The organism is Streptomyces sp. NPDC111628 (genome assembly GCF_055635195.1).
This window is the reverse complement of record NZ_JBVKBZ010000003.1, coordinates 1492567-1511413: the sequence shown is the minus strand read 5'-3', so window position 1 is coordinate 1511413 and position 18847 is coordinate 1492567. Positions and strand designations below refer to the sequence as shown.

Sequence of the window (18847 nt, the reverse complement as noted above, 5' to 3'; positions counted from 1 at the left end):
GCGTTGCGCCGCGGGGAAGAGCCGGCGGACGTGGGGTTGGCCGTTGGGTATAACGCGATATAGCGTTAGTGTGCCGCAGTGGATGGGGTGGTCGCGGGACGCCCCGGGGAGATCGGGGTCGAGCTATGTCGGTGCAGCCCTCACCGGACGGCGGGATGCCCGCACTCCGGGCTTCGCACACGGACCGGGACCGGGCCGTGGACCTCCTGAGCGCCGCCGCCGGCGACGGCCGGCTGACCCCGGAGGAGCTGGACGAGCGGGTGGGCGCGGCGCTCACCGCGCGCACCCAGCGGGAGCTCGCCGCCCTCACCGCCGACCTGCCGACGGCTGTCGACGGCCACCCGGTCGTCGCGGCCAAGGACGTCGTCCGCATCGAGCAGGAGGGGGCGTCCACCCGGCGGGGCGAGGGCTGGGTGGTCCCGCGGCGGATGGAGATCCGGTCGGCCTGGGGCGAGGTGACCCTCGACCTCGCCCGCGCCGTGATCGCGCACGACACCCTCCACATCGACCTGGACATGCGGGCCGGGGCGCTGAGGGTCGTGACCCGGCCCGGCATCGTGGTGGACACCGACTCCCTGGTGACCAGTTACGCCGAGGTGAAGACGCCGCGGAGCGTCGACACCGGGGCGCCCGTGGAGCTGAGGGTGGAGATCACGGGGGCGATCAGCTGGGGCCAGGTCGTGGTGCGCACGCCGCGCCGCAGGCTCGGGCGCCGGGCCTAGGGCCTGTCCGGCGGATCATGCCGCAGACGCGGGGTCTGGCACGCCCTCCCCCACTGCCCCAAACGCGTGGGAGGTACCCCCAGCGGCGTTGTCGTCGGTTGCCGACTCCCCCACGGTCGGCTTCTCCCCCACTCCCGGCTTCGCTCGAGCGGGGGGACCCCCATGCGCGGGAGGGGCCCCCATCGCCCCCGCTCACCAGCGTCCATGAGGTGCCGTGGCTTTCCTGCGACCTGATCCGCCGGACAGGCCCTAGCGAGAGACCTCAGCCGGAGGGGGCCGCCGGTGCGGGCGGGGGCGGCGGCGCCGTGCTGGAGCGGAGGATCAGCTCCGTGCCCAGCTCCATCCGTGGCGGGTCCGGACGTTCGCCGCGAGTACTGCGGAGCACCGTGCGCGCGGCCTCCCTGCCCATGTCGGCGAGCGGCTGGCGCACGGTCGTCAGGGGCGGGGCCGACCAGCGGACCTCCGGAAGGTCGTCGAAGCCGACGACGCTCATGTCCTGCGGCACCCGCAGCCCCCGGCGGCGCAGTGCCTCGATCGCGCCGAGCGCCATCTGGTCGCTGGCCGCGAAGACGGCCGTCGGCGGCTCGGGCAGGCCCAGCAGGGTGGCACAGGCCGCGAAGCCGGACTCGTGGCGGAAGTCCCCGGGGACGACCAGCGACTCGTCCACGGCGAGACCGGCGTCCTCCAGGGCGGCGCGGTAGCCGTCGTGGCGGGCCCGCGAGCACAGCAGCCGCGGCGGACCGGCGATCAGCCCGATCCTGCGGTGTCCCAGCGCCAGCAGATGCTCGGTGGCCGCCCGGCCGCCCGACCGGTTGGCGGCGCCGACGGTGGGCACGTCCAGGGCGGGGGCGCCCGCCGGGTCGACGACCACCAGCGGCACGCCGAGGATCCGCAGCTCCTGGTGGAGCACGGGGTCCAGGGCGGAGGTGACGACCACGACGCCGTCGGAGGCCCGGGCCCGCAGATTGCGCATCCACTGGCGGGCGTCGCCCGAACGTCCGTGGATCGCGGAGACCACGGTGCCGACCCCGGCGGCGTGGGCCACCTCCTCGACCCCGCGGATGATCTCCACGGCCCAGGGGCTGTCCAGGTCGTTGAAGACCAGGTCGATCAGGGCGGCCCGGCGGCCGGGCGCCGCGGCGCGCTTGCGGTAACCGTGCCGGCGCAGCAGTTCCTCCACCCGGGCCCTGGTCCCGGGCGACACGTCCGAGCGGCCGTTCACGACCCGGGAGACGGTCGGGACCGAGACGCCCGCGCGGCGGGCGATGTCCGTGATCGTTACCCTGCCGCGGCGGCCGGAAGCCGTTGCGGCCCGGGCCTCGTCTGCTGCCACTTCCCCCACCTCCGCCGACGCCGACCGCCAGACGTCCCGGAGTCTTCCGGAAACCGGGTGCTCGGGGGAAGGCGTTCCGGACCCGCAAACCGGGCCGTTCACCATGTCCGGACGGGCAGACTACGTAAAGTGACCGGCCCCGGACACGTGTGGGGGCCGGTGCACAGCCGTGGCTGCGGGCCGGCCCCGTGATGCACCGGGCGCAGGGGACACCCCCGCCCGGCCGGTGGTCAGGCGGCGGTCGTCAGGCCCGCGCCGACGGGACGGTGCGGGGCGATGACCTGACCGTCCGGCAGTAGCTCACCGGTGTCCTCGAAGAGGACGACACCGTTGCACAGCAGGCTCCACCCCTGCTCCGGGTGGTGCGCCACGAGACGGGCGGACTCCCGGTCGGCGGAGACGGCTGAGGGGCACGGTGGCTGGTGCTGACACATGAGTGGGGTCTCTCGGTCCGTGGTGATGGGTGAGTTCGCTGTGTTGTCTGTCCTGCGGCGTGAAGCCTCGTTCATGGCCGCCCCCCGTTGTCGAGTCGTTCGGAACCCAGTGTTGCCCCGCGGGCCTCGATCCGCAGGCATTTCGCAGCACCGCTTCTCACAGGTTGATGACGCATCACCCGCGCGGACGGTTCAGCTGAACTGCACTGTCACTTCGGATGGTTCGGCATGGCCGAATGGGGCTAGTCCGCGCGGGTGGGTGACGGGGCGACGGGGTGGCGAGCGGGGAACAGGGCAGGTCAGGCGGGAGAACCCAGCAGCCGCGTCGGCGTCAGCCGGTGCGTGAGGACCGGCAGCAGTTCGGCCACCCGGTGCGGCCGGTGCGCCGCGATGCCGGGCGGGGCCGGCGCCAGCGGCACCAGCAGATCGGTGGCCGCGGGGTGCCCCGCGGCGGCGTCCGCCGTGCAGTCGCCGTGCAGCCACAGCGTGAGCATGTACAGCTCGGGCACCGACAGGAGGCGCGGCTGGTAGGACTGGGGCACCGACTCGGCCTGCCGCAGCGCGCGTTCCGTCGAGCCGACGTAGGGGCCCTCGAAGAAGTGCGAGAACGCCCAGCCGTCGGGGGTCAGCATCGTCTCCGCCGCCGCCACCGCCCGGTCGCCCAACCGGATGTGGAACCGCCAGCCGGCCAGCCGCGTCGCCGCCGCACCCTCCGTCGTGACCCGGTCGAGGACGTGCACGGGAAGCGGCAGTTCGGGTGTGGCGGGTCCCTGGGCGCCGAGCAGGGCGGGGGTCCGGGCCTCGCGGACCGCGGTGGGCGAGGAGAGAGCGGTGAGGACGGAGCGCAGGGCGGGCGCGGGGGCCGGGGGGACACGCAGGGGCATGATGGGTCGCCTCTCATTCGAAGGCACGGTGGCGCGAGGGCGGAGCTGGGCGGACGACGCTGTCGGCTCACAGGGCTGGGAGAGGCAGGGGCCGGGTCCGGGAACCGAGAAGTGGGGGAGGCCTGCCGCGCGTCAGCTCGACGGCAGGATCCTGCGACCGTGGGCGCCGGTCCACTGCCTGTCCGCGGAGTTTATACGACACGTGTTCAGACTGTGTTTCGGCTAGCCGATTCCGGTAACGAGTACAAGGTTGCATTCGGCCGTCGACATGCGGTAATCCTCCGCATTTCGGACCGGGTGTACGGCGGTGACCTCGGGGAATGTTCACCGAGCGGTCGGCCAATTGTCGTCGGCGTTTTTCACGAGTTGTCGGCCCGGGAAACTGCTCGACGTGCCATGCCCGGTGAATGTGCCACCGGTCACACCGGCACAGCGTAGCGGCTGCCGGGCCGGTACGGGGACGTTATCGATCGCTTCGGCTGGGCATCATCCCACCTGACCGGCCACCGGCCAGCGGCGGCCGGATCGTCCACTCATCGCTCCGAGAAGGGACTCTTCCATGGGGGAGAAGGTCGTGGCGGGTCAGTTCGACCTGTCCGATCGCCAGCGCTACCGCGAGAAGCTCCAGCGGTGCCTGACGGGCCTGGAGCGACTTCTGGCGGAGAAGCGGTTCGACCGCCCGAAGAACCTGATGGGGCTGGAGATCGAATTGAATCTCGTCGGTGCCGACGGGATGCCGAAAATGTTGAATGCGCAAGTCCTCGAGCGCATCGCGAGCCGTGACTTCCAGACAGAACTCGCCATGTTCAACCTGGAAGTCAACATAGCTCCCCACCGTCTGGGCGGCCGGGTATTCGATCGGCTCGCCGAAGAGATCCGTACGTCCTTGGCATATGCGGATCGCAAGGCGGGCGAGGTCGACGCGGGAATCGCGATGATCGGCATTCTGCCGACGCTGGACCGGGACGACCTGGTCTCGTCCAATCTCTCCGCCGTCGACCGCTACGCCCTGCTCAACGAACAGATAGTGGCCGCCCGCGGAGAGGACTTCACCCTCGACATCGAGGGCGTCGAACGACTGACCTGCACCTCCAAGTCCATCGCACCCGAGGCCGCCTGCACCTCGGTGCAACTGCATCTCCAGGTCACCCCGGACCGCTTCGCCGACGTGTGGAACGCGGCCCAGGCGGTGACCGCCGCCCAGATCGCCCTCGGCGCCAACGCACCCTTCCTCTTCGGGCGCGAACTGTGGCGCGAGTCGCGGCCCCCGCTCTTCCAGCAGTCCACCGACACCCGCCCGCCCGAACTGCAGGCCCAGGGCGTGCGGCCGCGCACCTGGTTCGGGGAGCGGTGGGTGACCTCGGCCTACGACCTGTTCGAGGAGAACCGGCGCTACTTCCCGGCGCTGCTGCCGATCTGCGACGACGAGGACCCGCTGGACGTCCTCGACGCGGGCGGCGTGCCCTCCCTGTCCGAACTCGTCCTGCACAACGGCACCGTCTACCGCTGGAACCGCCCCGTCTACGACATCGCCGACGGCGTCCCGCACCTGCGCGTCGAGAACCGCGTCCTGCCCGCCGGGCCCACCGTCACCGACGTCATCGCCAACGCGGCCTTCTACTACGGGGTCGTGCGCGCGCTCGCCGAGGAGCCCCGGCCGGTGTGGACCCGGCTGCCGTTCGAGGCCGCCGCCGCCAACTTCGAGGCCGCGTGCCGCCACGGCATCGACGCCCGCTTCGAGTGGCCCCGGCGCGGCCGCCTCGGCGGCACCACCGAGGTCGACGCCGCCGTCCTCGTACGCGACGAACTGCTGCCGCTCGCCGAGGCCGGTCTCGACGCGTGGGGGGTGGAGCCCGCCGACCGGGACCTCTACCTCGGCGTGATCGAGGAGCGGTGCCGGCGCCGGGTCAACGGCGCCTCGTGGCAGGCGGCCACGTTCCACCGGGCGCTGGAGGCCGGACTGTCCCGGGAGGCCGCGCTGGCCGCCACGACCCGCCGCTACGTCGAGCTGATGCGCGAGGGGGACCCGGTGCACCTGTGGCCGGTGGGCCTTCCGGAACCGGCGCCGCTCAGCTGACCGCCGCCCGACCCGCCCCCGCCGCGCGCCGCCCCATACTGATCGGGCAAGCTGTGACGTCCCAGCTGGAGGCAGGTGTGCATGGCGGAGGCGGGCCCGGTGGACGATGCGTTCCCTCACAAGCGACTCGGCGAGCGGTCCTTGACCGAGGAGCGGCTTACGCGGCGGATCCTGCGTGACGAGACGCTGCTCGTCCTCGCGCTGTCGCTCGGTGCGAGCGGCGTGTCCGCGCTCATCAGCTTCATCGGCTCGGTCACCCGGCCGGGCGGGCTCAAGGACCAGGCGGCCACCCTCAACGCCTCCGCGGCACCCGGCCGCCCCTGGCTCGACCTGGCCTGGCAGCTCTTCGGGATCACCACGGCGCTCGTCCCGGTCGCCCTCGTCGCGCACTTCCTGCTGCGCGAGGGGCGCAGTCTGCGCACCCTCGGCTTCGACCGCACCCGTCCCTGGCCCGACCTGGGCCGCGGGGCCGCCGTCGCCGCCGTCATCGGCAGTACCGGCATCGCCTTCTACCTCGCCGCGCGCGGCCTCGGCTTCAACCTCACCGTGGTACCCGAGGCCCTGCCCGACGTGTGGTGGAAATACCCGGTGCTCATCCTCTCGGCGGTGCAGAACTCCGTCCTGGAGGAGGTCGTCGTCGTCGGCTACCTGCTGCGCCGGCTCGACCAGCTCGGCTGGGGCGCGGGCGCGTCACTGGCGGCCAGTTCCGTGCTGCGCGGGTCGTACCACCTCTACCAGGGGATCGGCGGGTTCATCGGCAACATGGTGATGGGCGTCGTGTTCGTCTACCTGTACCGCCGCTGGGGCCGCGTGGGCCCGCTGGTCGTGGCGCACTCACTGCTCGACATCGGGGCCTTCGTCGGCTACGGGCTGCTCGCCGGGAAGGTGGACTGGCTGCCGACGGCGTGACCGACCGGGGCCCGCGCCGCCGCGGGGTCAGACCAGCAGTTCGCCGTCGATCACCGTCACCGCGTGCCCGCTCAGCAGCGTGCGTCCGCCGCGCAGTTCCGTGCGCACCCGGCCGGAGCGGGACGACGCCTGGAGCCCGATGAGGTCGGGACGCCCGAGGCGCTCGGACCAGAAGGGGGCCAGGGCGGTGTGCGCGCTGCCGGTGACCGGGTCCTCGTCGATGCCGACGTTGGGGAAGAAGCAGCGGGAGACGTAGTCGTAACCGCGGGCCGGGTCCTCGGCGCGGGCGGTGGCGATGATGCCGCGCTCGGAGTGGGCGGCCAGCGCCCCGAGGTCCGGCGACAGGCCGCGGACGGTCTCCTCGTCGGCGACCTCGACCAGCAGGTCCCCGATGTTCGGCCCGGTGTCCAGGACGGTGCGGGGCTCGGCGCCCAGGGCCGCGGCGATGCCCGGCGGTGCCTCGACCGGGGTGAGTGGCGCGGTCGGGAAGTCCAGGGTGAACGAGCCGTCCTCGCGGGGCGTCGCCGCCAGGACGCCGCTGCGGGTGGCGAACCGCACCGGCCCCTCGTGGGCGCCGGTGGTGTGCAGGACGTGCGCCGTGGCGAGCGTGGCGTGGCCGCACATGGCGACCTCGGTGGCCGGCGTGAACCAGCGCAGCGCCCAGTCCGCCTCGCCGCCCGCGGGCAGGCGGTGGGCGAACGCGGTCTCGGAGTGGTTGACCTCCAGGGCGACCCGCTGGAGCCGGTCGTCGTCCGGGAAGGTGTCGAGGAGCAGGACCCCGGCCGGGTTGCCGGCGAAGGGCCGGTCGGTGAAGGCGTCGACGATTCGGATGCGCATGGCCCGACGCTAGAGCCCGCACCGGGCCGTGGACCAAGGCCAATCCCGGAGTGCTGGACCCCTTTTCTCGTGGGTTCGGTCGTCTTGCCTTCTCGTGGTTCGGCCTTCTCGTGGGTTCCCGGACTGTCGCAGGCTTCGACGCCAGGCGCGTGCGGTCAGCGGCGGATCAGGCCGAGGGAGGCCGCGGTGGCGACGGCGGCGGTGCGCGAGTCGACGTCGAGCTTGGCGTAGACGCGGGCCAGGTGGGACTTCACGGTGCCCTCGGTGAGGTGCAGCCGTTGGCCGATGGCCTGGTTGGACAGGCCGTCGGCCACCAGCGCCAGGACCTCCGTCTCGCGCCGGGTCAGGGTGGTGCCGGGGGTGCGCAGCCGGTTCATGAGCCGGTCGGCGACGGCGGGGGCCAGCGCGGTGCCTCCGGCGGCGGCGGTGCGCACGGCGTCGGCCAGGTCCTCGGGCGGTGCGTCCTTGAGGAGGTACCCGGTGGCTCCGGCTTCGATGGCGGGCAGGGTGTCGGCGTCCGAGTCGTACGTGGTGACGATCAGCACCCGCGGGGCCCCGGGGCGGGCGGCGATGGCGGCGGTGGCCTCGGCACCGTTCATCCCCTTGCCGAACTGCAGGTCCATCAGCACGACGTCGATGTCGCCCTGCGCGGCGCGTGTGACGGCCTCCTCGGCGGTGGCCGCCTCGGCCACCACCACCATGCCGGGTTCGGTCTCCAGTACGGCGCGCAGCCCGGCCCTGACCACGGGGTGGTCGTCGGCGAGGAGCAGGCGGACGGGGCTGTCGGTCACGGGTGGGCCTCGGGCTCGGTGGGCGGGACGAGGGGCAGCCGGGCGGCCAGGACGGTGCCGTGGCCGGGTGCGGACTCGATGGACAGGGTGCCGCCCAGGGCATCCAGGCGGGCGCGCATGGCGGCCAGCCCGAAGCCGCCCGCCTCGGGGTCGGGCGGGGGCAGCTCGTCGGGGTCGAAGCCGGTGCCGTCGTCGACCACGTCCAGGGCGACATGGTCGCCGAGGTGGCTGAGGGTGATCTCGGCCGTGCCCGCGTGGGCGTGGCGGACCGTGTTGGCCAGGGCTGACTGGGCGACGCGCAGGAGGGCGACCTCGTGGGCCGTGGGCAGCGGGGCCGGGGACCCGACGAGGTGGAAGCGGGCGGTGATGCGGTGCCGGACGCGGGCCGTGGCGCACAGGCGCTCCAGGGCGTCGGCCAGCGTGGTGCCCTCCAGGGCGGGCGGGGTGAGAGCGGCGACGAAGCGGCGGGCCTCGGCGAGATTGTCCACGGCGGCCTGCCGTGCCGCGACGACGTGGCCGGCGGCTGCATCGGGCCGCTCGGGCAGCGCGCGTTCGGCGGCGCGCAGCAGCAGCTGGATGCTGGACAGGCCCTGGGCGAGCGTGTCGTGGATCTCGCGGGCCAGCCGCTCGCGTTCGGCGAGCACACCGGCGGTGTGCTGGGCCCGGGCGAGGTCGGCGCGGGTGACGGTCAGCTCCTTGATCAGCCGTCTGCGGCGCTCGCTCTCGCGGTAGAGGGCCTGATAGCCCCACACCACCGCGACGGCGACGGCGGCGCCCAGCGCGGGACCGATGACCATCGCCGGGCCGAAGGAGCCGGTGTGGGCGGCGAACCCGGCGACGGCCGCGACGGTGGTGGCGGTCACGGCGACCAGTCCGGCGCGGCGCGACAGCAGGTGGAGCTGGAGGAAGTACAGCGGGAAGGCGACCCAGACCGCTTCGGGCGACAGCGCCAGCAGCGCCAGCCAGACGGCGCCCACCGCTGCCAGCCACCAGGCCGCGACCCGCCGGACGAGACGCACCCGGGGCAGGAGCGGCCCGGCCGCGTACACCAGGCCGCACGCCACCGCCACGGCGACGATCGTTCCGGTGCGGGACCGGCCGTCCGTCACGGCCCGGGCGGCGACCAGCCCGAGCAGCCCGACGACCAGCAGGTGCAGGCACCAGGTCAGGGCCCGGGTGGTCGGCGTCGGGGCGGGGGTGGAAACGTTCACAGTGCTCCCAGGCTACGAAAGGCCGACGCCCGGGGCCTCCGTCGAAAGTTACAACCCGCGTGCCGCCTTCCGGCCCGGGAATTGACCTCCTGTGCCGGACGCGCGTGTGGGGGGTCGGCGGCGACGGTGGGGGCCGTACCGCTGCCACCGTCGGAAAGGACAGGCCGAGGCCGTGTTCGTCGCCTGGAGAGACCTCAAGTTCGCCAAGGGGCGCTTCGCCCTGATGGGGACCGTCATCGTGCTGATCACCCTGCTGGTCGGGCTGCTGTCCGGGCTCACGGCCGGACTGGGACGGCAGAACACCTCCGCCATCACGGACCTGCCCGCCGACCGGATCGCCTTCCGGGCTCCCGGCGGGGGAGGGGACCTCTCGTACGCCGACTCCACGGTCACCGAGCGGCAGTGGCGGCAGTGGTCGGAGGCCCCCGGCGTCGAGGCCGCCGAACCGCTCGGCATCACCACCACCAAGGCCACCGCGGGGGACCGCAGCGCCGGCGTCTCCGCCTTCGGTGTGCGGCCCGGCTCCCGCCTCGCCCCCGGCGGCGGGATCGACGACGGCGCGGCGGTGCTGTCCACCACGGCCGCCGACGATCTCGGGGTGCGGCGCGGCGACTCCTTCGCCCTTGCCGGGCAGCGGCTGAGGGTGGCCGCCGTGCGGGGCGACGCCTTCTTCAGCCACACCCCGGTCGTCTGGACCAGCCTGGACGTGTGGCGGAAGGCCGCGCCTCCCGCCGGCGGCGAGGGCGAAGACGGCGCCACCGCCACCGTCACCGGGGGTGCGAGTGACGCCACCGCCACCGTCATCGCGCTGAACACCACCTCGGAGGCCGACGTGGCGGCCGTGGACGAGAAGGCCGGCACCAGGACCGTCGCCACCGCCGACTCGCTGTCCGCGATCGGCTCCTACACCTCCGAGAACGGTTCACTGCAGCTGATGCGCGGCTTCCTGTTCGCCATCTCCGCGCTCGTCGTCGGCGCCTTCTTCACCGTGTGGACCATTCAGCGCAGCGGTGACGTCGCCGTTCTCAAGGCGCTCGGTGCCTCCACCGGCGGTCTCCTCAAGGACGCCCTCGGCCAGGCCGTCGTCCTGCTGGCGGGCGGCACCCTGCTCGGTACCGGCGGCGCCGCCGCCCTGGGGGCCCTCGCGGCGGGCTCGTCCGTGCCGTTCCTCCTCACTCCCGCGACCGTCCTCCTCCCGGCCGCCGTGATGGTCCTCCTCGGCGCACTCGGAGCCGCCCTGTCCATCCGCCGGATCACCTCCGTCGACCCGCTGACCGCCCTGGGGAGCGCCCGATGAGCCTGCACCTGACCGACGTCACCCTCACCTACCCCGACGGCGGGGAGCGCCTGACCGCGCTCGACCGGGTCAGCCTGGAGGTCCCCAGGGGCAGCCTGACCGCCGTGGTCGGTCCCTCCGGCTCCGGCAAGTCCAGTCTGCTGGCCGTCGCCGCCACGCTCATCACGCCCGACGCCGGGACCGTCACCGTCGACGGCACGCCCACCACCGGCCTGAGCCGCGGCGAGCTGACCGCACTGCGCCGCCACCGGATCGGCATCGTCTTCCAGCAGCCCAACCTGCTGCCTTCGCTCACCGCCGTCGAACAACTGCAGGTCATGGCCCAGATCGACGGCCGCAGGCCGCGCGCCGCACGGGGCCGGGCGATGGAGCTCCTCGACGCGGTCGGGCTGGCCGGACAGGCGGGCCGCCGTCCCCACCAGCTCTCCGGCGGCCAGCGCCAGCGCGTCGCCCTCGCGCGGGCGCTGATGAACGACCCCACCGTCCTCCTGGTCGACGAACCCACGAGCGCCCTCGACCACGAGCGCGGCGCCGCCGTCATCGCGCTGATCACCCGCCTCACCCACCAGCGGGCGAGCGCCACCGTGCTGGTCACCCACGACCGCACCCACCTCACGGCCGCCGACCGGATCGCCGAGGTCCACGACGGCCGCCTCCGTCTGCCGGCACACAGCAGCAGCTGAGGGCCGGCACCGGACCCGGGTCGGCGGGGGCCTTGTCATGCGATACGTTCCGATATATCGTTGAGGCATCGCGACAGATCAACGACTGAATGGAGTGATGGCGATGCACAGCCACGGATACGAGCGTGGACACGGCGGACACGGTCCCGGCCACGGAGAGGGCGGCCCCTTCGGACCCTTCGGCCGAGGCGGCTTCGACGGCCGGCGTGCGGCATTCGGCCCCTTCGGGCCGGGTGGTCCCGGCGGCGGCCCCGGCGGTCCCGGCGGTCCCTTCGGGCCCGGCTTCGGTCACGGGGGCCCCTGGGGCGGCCGAGGACGCGGCGGACCCAGGGGAAGGGCACGGCGAGGCGACGTACGCGCCTCGATCCTGGCCCTCCTGAAGGACCGGCCGATGCACGGTTACGAGATGATCCAGGAGATCGCCGAGCGCAGCGGCGGGGCGTGGAAGCCCAGCCCCGGTTCGGTGTACCCCACCCTTCAGCTGCTGGAGGACGAGGGGCTGATCGCCAGCGAGAGCGAGGGCGGCAAGAAGCTCTTCGCACTCACCGAGGCGGGCCGCACCGCGGCCGAGGAAGGCCCGGAGGCACCCTGGGAGGAGGCCTCGCGAGGCGTCGACTGGGAGGCCCTCAACGACATCCGGCAGGCCGGTTTCGGACTGATGGAGGCCTTCGGCCAGGTCTGGAAGACCGGCAGCAAGGAGCAGCGGGAGAAGGCGCTCGCCGTCATCGGCGACGCCCGCAAGAAGCTGTACCTGATCCTCGCCGACGAGGACTGACACGGCGAGCACCGCTGCGGACCGAGCACCGCTGCGGACGAGGACGAAGGTGCCCCGCGGAGTGGATCCGCGGGGCACCTTCGCGTGTGGGGCCGGGCGGCCGGGGGATGGCGGGCGTTCAGTCGACGCGCCGTATCACCGCCGAGTCGAAGACGTCCCACGCGCGCGGGAAGGCACTCTCGTCGTGGCAGTGCCACGCCTCCCAGAACAGGTCGGCGAGCAGCGCCTCCGCCGGGGCGTCCACCCGGTACACGTACTGCCTGCCGTCGACGGCGGGCAGCGCCACGAGCCAGCACCTGCTCCTCATGCCCCCGTTCGACCCGCGAGGACACGTTTCGGTTGCCCCAGGGGGCGTGTGGCAAGGCGGCGCGCGCCCGCCGGGCCGAAACGGCCTGATCTCATCCACAAGGAGGAGATCTGTCCGGGCGGGTCCACTCCGCGTGGGACGGCGAAATGCTCCCCCTCGGGGATGACCGGGGTCCGAGGGACTGATGAGCTGGGGATGTGCAACCCCGTATCCCCCGGCAGTCGGCCGGCGAGCAACGCGGCCGGTGGCCGGACGGCACCGACATCGAGGACCGGTTCGACGCGGAACTGGCCTCGGCGGTCTCCGGCGCCCGCCGCCGGGCGGTGCGGGACGGGGACCGGCAGATCGACACCGCCCATCTGCTGCACTCGCTGCTCGAGTGCGACGCGGACTCCCGTGAGCTGCTCGGGGACGGGCCGCGGGTCGTGCGTGTCCTCGGCTACCTCGTGCAGCGCAGCATCGGTTACGGGCTGCGCTGGCAGAGCTCCGTCGAGGACTCCGGCGCCGTACCCGTCGTGACCGGAGCCGCCGGGTTCTCTCCGCCCGCCGCGGCGGCCATGGAGGACGCGTGCGCACGGGCGGCCCGGCGCGGGGCGGCCCGGGCCGGTGGCCCGGACCTGCTCGCCGCCCTGGTCGCGGACCCGCGGACGCGCGCCGCCGAGGTGCTGGCCCGCGCCGCCGTCGAGTCGCACACCGTGCTCGCCCGAGTGGAGAGCCACTTCGAGCCGACGCCCTGAGCCCGTTCTGGTCCCTTCGGCGCCCCTCACTCGCTCCTCCCGCGTTCCTCCCGCGTCCCTCGCCCGCTCCCCAGAGCGTGCGTCCTCGCGCCGTCCAGTCGGTGAGACAGGTGTCATTGGGGGTGACGGTCATGTCGACCCCTGTCATCATGTGCCGGTGCATACGTCTGACAGCGCCCGCGGCAGCCGCGGCAAGGGCACCGGGCTCGGCCTGGCACTGGTCTCCGCGTTCGCCTTCGGAGGTTCCGGAGTCGCGGCCAAACCGCTGATCGAGGCCGGACTCGATCCGCTCCACGTGGTCTGGCTGCGCGTCGCGGGCGCGGCCCTGGTGATGCTGCCGCTCGCCGTGCGCCACCGCGCCCTGCTGCGCCGCCGCCCCGCGCTGGTCGCCGGGTACGGACTGTTCGCCGTGGCCGGTGTGCAGGCCTGCTACTTCGCCTCCATCTCACGCATCCCCGTCGGCGTCGCGCTGCTGGTCGAGTACCTGGCGCCCGCCCTGGTCCTCGGCTGGGTGCGGTTCGTACAGCGCCGGCCGGTCACACGGGCCGCCGCGCTCGGCGTGGTCCTGGCGGTCGGCGGACTCGCCTGCGTGGTCGAAATCTGGTCGGGGCTGGGCTTCGACGCCCTCGGACTGCTGCTCGCCCTCGGCGCCGCCTGCTGCCAGGTCGGCTACTTCGTCCTGTCCGACCACGGCAGCGACGCCGGTGAGGAGGCGCCCGACCCGCTCGGCGTCATCGCCTACGGCCTGCTCGTCGGTGCCGCCGTGCTCACCGTCGTCGCCCGGCCCTGGTCGATGGACTGGTCCGTCCTCGCCGGAACGGCCCCCATGGACGGCACGCCCGTCGCCGCCGCCCTGCTGCTGGCCTGGGTCGTGCTCATCGCCACGGTGCTCGCCTACGTCACCGGAATCGTGGCCGTACGCCGGCTGTCGCCGCAGGTCGCCGGAGTCGTGGCCTGCCTGGAAGCGGTCATCGCGACCGTCCTGGCGTGGGTGCTGCTGGGCGAGCACCTCTCCGCCCCGCAGATCGTCGGCGGCGTCGTCGTGCTGGCGGGCGCCTTCATCGCCCAGTCCTCGACCCCGGCGAAGGGCTCCGCCGACCCGGTGGCCAGTGGCGGTCCCGAAAGGGAGTTGTCGAGCCGGGGAACGTCGACCTAGGGTGCGGATCATGCATTCCGACGCGCTCGTCCTCCCGCCTCCGGCCGCCTGAGGCGGGCCCTGTAGCGAGCCCGGCGCGCTGTCGCCGGGCCGGACGGTGCTGCCCGCAGACGAAAGTCCTCGCGCCCCGGTCGTTCCGGGCCGCCCCGAACTTCCGCGCCTCGTGCGCGTCTGCGGAGAGAACTCGTGTCGAATGCCGTCTCCGGCCTGCCCGTAGGGCGTGGCCTCCTCTATCTGATCGTCGCCGGTGTCGCCTGGGGCACCGCCGGTGCCGCCGCCTCGCTGGTCTACCGCGCCAGCGACATGGGGCCCGTCGCCCTGTCGTTCTGGCGCTGCGCGGTGGGGCTGGTGCTGCTGCTCGCCGTCCGCCCGCTGCGGCCGCTGCGGCCGCGGGTGCGCCCGGCGGTCCGCGAACCGTTCGCCCGCAAGGCGCTGCGGGCCGGGGTCACCGGCGTCGGGCTCGCGGTGTTCCAGACCGCCTACTTCGCCGCCGTGCAGTCCACCGGACTCGCCGTGGCCACGGTGGTCACCCTCGGCGCGGGGCCCGTACTGATCGCCCTCGGTGCGCGCCTCGCCCTCGGTGAACAGCTGGGAGCGGGGGGTGCCGCGGCCGTGGTCGGCGCCCTCGCCGGACTCCTGGTGCTCGTCCTCGGCGGCGGGAGTGCGACCGTCCGCCTGCCGGGTGTGCTCCTCGCGCTGCTGTCCGCCGCCGGGTACTCGGTGATGACGCTGCTCACCCGCTGGTGGGGGAGGGGCGGCGGGGCGGACGCGGCCGGTACGTCCGTCGGGGCGTTCGCCGTCACGAGCCTGTGCCTGCTGCCGCTCGCCCTGGCCGAGGGCCTGGTGCCGCACACCGTCGAACCGGTCCGGCTCCTGTGGCTGCTTGCCTACGTCGCGGCCGTCCCGACCGCGCTCGCCTACGGGCTCTACTTCGCCGGCGCGGCCGTCGTCCGCTCCGCGACCGTCTCCGTGATCATGCTCCTGGAGCCGGTCAGCGCCGCCGCGCTCGCCGTCCTGCTCCTCGGCGAGCACCTCACGGCGGCGACCCTGGCCGGCACACTGCTGATGCTCGGCTCCGTCGCGGGGCTCGCGGTGGCGGAGACACGGGCGGCGCGGGAGGCGCGGACGCGACCGGCGCCCGCGTGACGGCCAAGGCCTCCCCGGGGGCCCCGCGCCGCCCGTGCGGGCCGGTGCCGCCCCGGCCGGCAGGCAGTCGTGCGGGCCGGGGTCACCCGGCCGAGAGGTAGTCCGGCAGGGCCGTGCCGGATGTCAGGTGCGGGTCGGCGACCGGAGCCTCGTACCCCTTGCGCAACGGGACGAGACCGGCCCAGTGCGGGAGGGAGAGGTCCTCCGGTTCGTCGTTCACTCCGCCCGTGCGGAGCTTGGCGGAGACCTCGTTCAGGTCGAGGCGGATCACCGCGGTGGCGGCCAGCTCCTTCTTGTTGGCCGGCCGCGAGTCGAGGGAGCGGCCCGGGACGACGTGGTCGACCAGGGCGTCCAGGGCCGTGCGCCGCTCCTCGGGGTCCGTCACCTCGTACGCCGTGCCGTGCACCACCACCGACCGGTAGTTGATCGAGTGGTGGAAGGCCGAGCGGGCCAGCACCAGCGCGTCCACGTGCGTCACGGTCAGGCACACCGGCAGGCCCGGGTCGGCCGCCCCCGTCATCCGCAGTGGGCGCGAGCCCGTGGAACCGTGCACGTAGAGCCGCTCGCCCACCCGGCCGTACAGCGTCGGCAGGACCACCGGGGCACCGTCGCGGACGAAACCGAGGTGGCAGACGTACCCCTCGTCGAGTATCGCGTGCACCAGCTCCTTGTCGTACGCGGCCCGCTCGGGGGAGCGGGTGGGGACGGTGCGGTCGGTGGGCGGGTAGGTGCCGGTGGGCTGCGGCGGCGTCCCCGTGGTCCCCTGCATGGCGTTCTCCATTGCACTAGTGCATAATCTGCTTTGTGCTAGGAGAGTATCGGATCACAGGGCGGGGCGCAGCGGAGATTTCCGCGAGCGTCGAGCGCGCGGTGGGCTCGGGGGAGCTGGAACCGGGGCAACCGCTGCCGCCGATGCGGGAGTTGGCGCAGCGACTCGGGGTGAACCCGAACACCGTCGCCGCCGCCTACCGCACCCTGCGGGAACGCGGAGTCATCGAGACGGCCGGGCGGAGGGGCAGCCGGGTGCGCGCGAAACCGGCGACCACCGGGCGGGAGTTCATCCGCGTGGACGTGCCCGCGGGTGTGCGCGACGTGTCCGACGGCAATCCGGACCCGGCGTTGCTGCCCGCGCTGGGCCCCGTGTTCGCCGTGGCGGCCGCACAGGGCGACCGCGAACCGGTGCTGTACGGGCACGCCCCCGTGGATCCGGAGCTGGCCCGCGTCGCGCGGGCCGAACTGGACGCCGACGGTGTACCGGACGGGCCCGTGGCGGTGACGTCCGGCTCCCTGGACGCCATGGAGCGGGTCCTCGCGGCCCATCTCAGGCCCGGTGACGCCGTCGCCGTCGAGGACCCGGGCTGGGGCAGCCTCCTGGACCTGGTGCCCGCGCTCGGCCTGCGCACGGTCCCCGTCGGGGTCGACGACCAGGGGCCGCTGCCCGAGGACGTGCACCGGGTCCTGGCGGCCGGTGCCCGCGCCCTGGTGGTCACCGACCGCGCGCAGAACCCGACCGGCGCCGCGGTGGGCGCGGCACGCGCGCGTGCGCTGCGGTCCGTCCTGCGCGAGCACCCCGGGACGCTGCTCATCGAGGACGACCACGGCCACGGCATCGTCGACCTCCCGCTGCACCCCCTCGCCGGTACGACCCGGCACTGGGCCTTCGTCCGCTCCGCCGCCAAGGCCTGCGGTCCCGACCTGCGGCTCGCCGTGCTCACCGGGGACCGTGTCACGCTCGACCGGGTGCGCGGGCGGCAGCGGCTGGGCCCCGGCTGGGTCAGCCGCATCACCCAGCGGGCCGTGGCCCGGCTGTGGGCCGACGGCGCGGTGGACGCCCGCGCGGTGGCGGGGGTGTACGGGCGACGCAGGGACGGGCTCCTCGGTGCCCTCGCGGAACACGGGGTCGCCGGGTACGGGCGCAGCGGCATGAACGTGTGGATCCCGGTGCCGGACGAGACGGGTGCCGTCGCCCGGCTCCTGCACGCCGGCTGGGCGGTCGCCCCCGGCGCCCGCTTCCGGCTGGGCGCGCCGCCCGGTATCCGGATCACCGTCTCGACGCTGGGGGAGGACGACCTCGGACCACTGGCGGAGGCGGTCGCCGCGGCGACGGGTCCGGGGTCGGGACCGCCACGGAGCTACGTCTGAGGATGGGGGGCGCGCCGCCCGGTATCCGGACCGCGAGCCGACGGCCGCCCGCCGGACCCGGGGAGCACCTACCGGCACGCCCCGCGACGAGAGCGGGGTCCGGCGGCGCGGGGTGTCCGGTGGCGTCTCGTTCCACTGCGCTCCACTCCGCTCGGCCGTGCGAAGCGTACGAGGCGCGGGCGTGCGAGGCGTACGAGGCGCGGGCGTGCGGGGCGTGCGGGCAGCGTGGGATGTGCTGCCGCCCGGGAGCGCTGCCGCAGGGCGTACCCGGGCCGCGTTGAAGCGCCCCCCGGCGAACCCGGAGGCGAGTGGCTCCCGGCACGGACGGTGGGCCGGGCGGTCCGGCGAGCCCTTCTCGCCGGGTGCGTGATGCGACGCGCGCCCGGGGCACCGCTCTTCAGACCCGCGAGCCCTGTCGTACCCCCGTCGTCCCCCGGGTCTCCGACGCGGGCGCGGCCCCGCTTCGGTCGGTCCTGGGCCGGGACTGGGTCAGTGCCGCGCCGGCGAGGACGACTGCCGCGCCGACCGGGGTCGACCAGGACAGCGACTCGCCGAGGAGGGCGACGCCCGCGGCCGTCGCGATGACCGGGGTGAAGTAGGTGACCATCTGGGCCGTCGTCGGGCCGACCTCGGCGACCAGGTCGTACTGGATCAGGAAGGCGAGCCCGGTGCCGAGCACGCCCAGGGCCGCGACCGCCAGCAGGGGGAGTACCGGGAAGCTGGTGGGCACCGAGGTGAACAGCGGTGTCACGACCGCCAGTTGCAGCGTGGCCAGGCCCAGCTGGGCACCGGTCAGCGAGAGGTGGGAGTGGCTGGAGCCCGCCAGGGTGCGGCGGACGTAGATCCAGCCGACCGGATAGCTGAGCGAGGCCAGCAGGGCCAGCGCCGTGCCCGTGACGTCGAGGCCGTGGAAGCCCTGCCAGACGCCGAGCACGGTCAGGACGCCGAGGAAGCCGATGCCCAGCCCGGCCACCCGGCGGCGCGTCGGCCGGTCCTCGGACAGGGCGACCAGCGACAGGGCCATGCCCCACAGCGGCGAGGTCGCGTTGCAGATGCCCGCGAGCGACGACGGGATGGTCAGCTCGGAGAAGGCGAACAGCGAGAACGGCAGCGCGTTGAGGAGGAACCCGGCGACCGTCAGGTGCACCCACGTCCACGCCCCCCGCGGAAGCCGCTCCCGCTTCACCGCCATCGCCGCGGCGACCACCGCCGTGCCGAACGCCAGCCGGCCGAGCGTGACCTGGAACGGAGCGAAGCTCTCGGTGCCCACCTTCATGAAGAGGAAGCTGAAACCCCAGACGAGGGAGAGGAGCCCGAAGCGCAGCCGCCAGTCGAGGACGCGGCGGGCCGGGGAGGAAACGGAGGGGGACGGGACGCTGCTGCTCATGCAGGCAACGATGAGGCAG

The 18847-nt window shown here is 74.0% G+C and carries 19 protein-coding genes; 10 read left to right on the top strand and 9 right to left on the bottom strand.

The genetic code is table 11. The annotated features are described in order from the left end of the window. Positions 1 to 125: 125 nt before the first annotated feature. Complete coding sequence (locus tag ACZ7MF_RS21910; RefSeq protein ID WP_471478795.1) at positions 126 to 722, top strand: DUF1707 SHOCT-like domain-containing protein; 597 nt, start codon at positions 126 to 128, stop codon at positions 720 to 722. A gap of 262 nt (positions 723 to 984) precedes the next feature. Here ACZ7MF_RS21910 and ACZ7MF_RS21905 read toward each other — a convergent pair whose 3' ends face one another. From ACZ7MF_RS21905 to ACZ7MF_RS21895, 3 genes are all read right to left on the bottom strand, one after another. Next, on the bottom strand, positions 985 to 2055 hold the full coding sequence (locus ACZ7MF_RS21905; protein ID WP_471478793.1) for a LacI family DNA-binding transcriptional regulator: 1071 nt from the start codon (positions 2053 to 2055) through the stop codon (positions 985 to 987). 230 nt (positions 2056 to 2285) lie between these two features. Further along, the gene (locus ACZ7MF_RS21900; protein ID WP_030401952.1) at positions 2286 to 2489 is read right to left on the bottom strand and encodes a DUF5999 family protein; all 204 of its coding nucleotides are present in this window, start codon (positions 2487 to 2489) and stop codon (positions 2286 to 2288) included. A gap of 299 nt (positions 2490 to 2788) precedes the next feature. Further along, positions 2789 to 3373: a hypothetical protein gene (locus ACZ7MF_RS21895; protein ID WP_471478790.1), complete on the bottom strand. Its 585-nt coding sequence runs from the start codon at positions 3371 to 3373 to the stop codon at positions 2789 to 2791. Positions 3374 to 3932: 559 nt separating this feature from the next. On the opposite strand from ACZ7MF_RS21895, the gene ACZ7MF_RS21890 reads away from it, so the two are divergent. Both ACZ7MF_RS21890 and ACZ7MF_RS21885 read left to right on the top strand, forming a co-directional pair. Further along, positions 3933 to 5450 (top strand): glutamate-cysteine ligase family protein, encoded by a 1518-nt coding sequence (locus tag ACZ7MF_RS21890; protein WP_471478788.1) that lies wholly within the window; start codon positions 3933 to 3935, stop codon positions 5448 to 5450. 81 nt (positions 5451 to 5531) lie between these two features. Then, the gene (locus ACZ7MF_RS21885; RefSeq protein ID WP_471478786.1) at positions 5532 to 6359 is read left to right on the top strand and encodes a CPBP family intramembrane glutamic endopeptidase; all 828 of its coding nucleotides are present in this window, start codon (positions 5532 to 5534) and stop codon (positions 6357 to 6359) included. A 27-nt stretch (positions 6360 to 6386) separates the two neighbouring features. Here the strand turns inward: ACZ7MF_RS21885 and ACZ7MF_RS21880 are convergent, their stop codons facing one another. The 3 genes from ACZ7MF_RS21880 to ACZ7MF_RS21870 form a co-directional block, all read right to left on the bottom strand. Beyond that, complete coding sequence (locus ACZ7MF_RS21880) at positions 6387 to 7196, bottom strand: PhzF family phenazine biosynthesis protein (RefSeq protein WP_471478784.1); 810 nt, start codon at positions 7194 to 7196, stop codon at positions 6387 to 6389. A gap of 155 nt (positions 7197 to 7351) precedes the next feature. Further along, a complete protein-coding gene (locus ACZ7MF_RS21875) occupies positions 7352 to 7987 on the bottom strand; it encodes a response regulator (RefSeq protein WP_471478781.1) in 636 nt (211 codons plus the stop codon). Further along, the gene (locus ACZ7MF_RS21870; protein ID WP_471478779.1) at positions 7984 to 9198 is read right to left on the bottom strand and encodes a sensor histidine kinase; all 1215 of its coding nucleotides are present in this window, start codon (positions 9196 to 9198) and stop codon (positions 7984 to 7986) included. The genes ACZ7MF_RS21875 and ACZ7MF_RS21870 overlap by 4 nt, the downstream gene beginning before the upstream one ends. A 172-nt stretch (positions 9199 to 9370) precedes the next feature. Here ACZ7MF_RS21870 and ACZ7MF_RS21865 point away from each other — a divergent pair, with 172 nt between their 5' ends. From ACZ7MF_RS21865 to ACZ7MF_RS21855, 3 genes are all read left to right on the top strand, one after another. Next, entirely contained in the window at positions 9371 to 10495 is a 1125-nt protein-coding gene (locus tag ACZ7MF_RS21865; RefSeq protein ID WP_471478777.1) for an ABC transporter permease, read from the top strand. Further along, complete coding sequence (locus ACZ7MF_RS21860; RefSeq protein WP_471478775.1) at positions 10492 to 11178, top strand: ABC transporter ATP-binding protein; 687 nt, start codon at positions 10492 to 10494, stop codon at positions 11176 to 11178. The genes ACZ7MF_RS21865 and ACZ7MF_RS21860 overlap by 4 nt, the downstream gene beginning before the upstream one ends. A 103-nt stretch (positions 11179 to 11281) precedes the next feature. Then, a complete protein-coding gene (locus ACZ7MF_RS21855) occupies positions 11282 to 11953 on the top strand; it encodes a PadR family transcriptional regulator (RefSeq protein WP_471478773.1) in 672 nt (223 codons plus the stop codon). 118 nt (positions 11954 to 12071) lie between these two features. On the opposite strand, the gene ACZ7MF_RS21850 is transcribed toward ACZ7MF_RS21855, so the two are convergent. Then, positions 12072 to 12239, bottom strand: a complete 168-nt coding sequence (locus ACZ7MF_RS21850) for a hypothetical protein (protein ID WP_471478772.1) — start codon at positions 12237 to 12239, stop codon at positions 12072 to 12074. A gap of 218 nt (positions 12240 to 12457) precedes the next feature. Here ACZ7MF_RS21850 and ACZ7MF_RS21845 point away from each other — a divergent pair, with 218 nt between their 5' ends. From ACZ7MF_RS21845 to ACZ7MF_RS21835, 3 genes are all read left to right on the top strand, one after another. Next, entirely contained in the window at positions 12458 to 12997 is a 540-nt protein-coding gene (locus tag ACZ7MF_RS21845) for a Clp protease N-terminal domain-containing protein (RefSeq protein WP_471478770.1), read from the top strand. A 151-nt stretch (positions 12998 to 13148) separates the two neighbouring features. Next, the gene (locus ACZ7MF_RS21840; RefSeq protein ID WP_471478769.1) at positions 13149 to 14153 is read left to right on the top strand and encodes an EamA family transporter; all 1005 of its coding nucleotides are present in this window, start codon (positions 13149 to 13151) and stop codon (positions 14151 to 14153) included. 186 nt (positions 14154 to 14339) lie between these two features. Beyond that, the gene (locus ACZ7MF_RS21835) at positions 14340 to 15299 is read left to right on the top strand and encodes a DMT family transporter (protein WP_471478767.1); all 960 of its coding nucleotides are present in this window, start codon (positions 14340 to 14342) and stop codon (positions 15297 to 15299) included. An 82-nt stretch (positions 15300 to 15381) separates the two neighbouring features. Here the strand turns inward: ACZ7MF_RS21835 and ACZ7MF_RS21830 are convergent, their stop codons facing one another. Next, positions 15382 to 16068: a pyridoxamine 5'-phosphate oxidase family protein gene (locus ACZ7MF_RS21830; protein ID WP_471478764.1), complete on the bottom strand. Its 687-nt coding sequence runs from the start codon at positions 16066 to 16068 to the stop codon at positions 15382 to 15384. A 35-nt stretch (positions 16069 to 16103) separates the two neighbouring features. Here ACZ7MF_RS21830 and ACZ7MF_RS21825 point away from each other — a divergent pair, with 35 nt between their 5' ends. Further along, complete coding sequence (locus ACZ7MF_RS21825) at positions 16104 to 17441, top strand: aminotransferase class I/II-fold pyridoxal phosphate-dependent enzyme (protein ID WP_471478762.1); 1338 nt, start codon at positions 16104 to 16106, stop codon at positions 17439 to 17441. A 397-nt stretch (positions 17442 to 17838) separates the two neighbouring features. Here ACZ7MF_RS21825 and ACZ7MF_RS21820 read toward each other — a convergent pair whose 3' ends face one another. Continuing rightward, the gene (locus tag ACZ7MF_RS21820; RefSeq protein WP_471478759.1) at positions 17839 to 18828 is read right to left on the bottom strand and encodes a DMT family transporter; all 990 of its coding nucleotides are present in this window, start codon (positions 18826 to 18828) and stop codon (positions 17839 to 17841) included. Between the last annotated feature and the right edge of the window lie 19 nt (positions 18829 to 18847).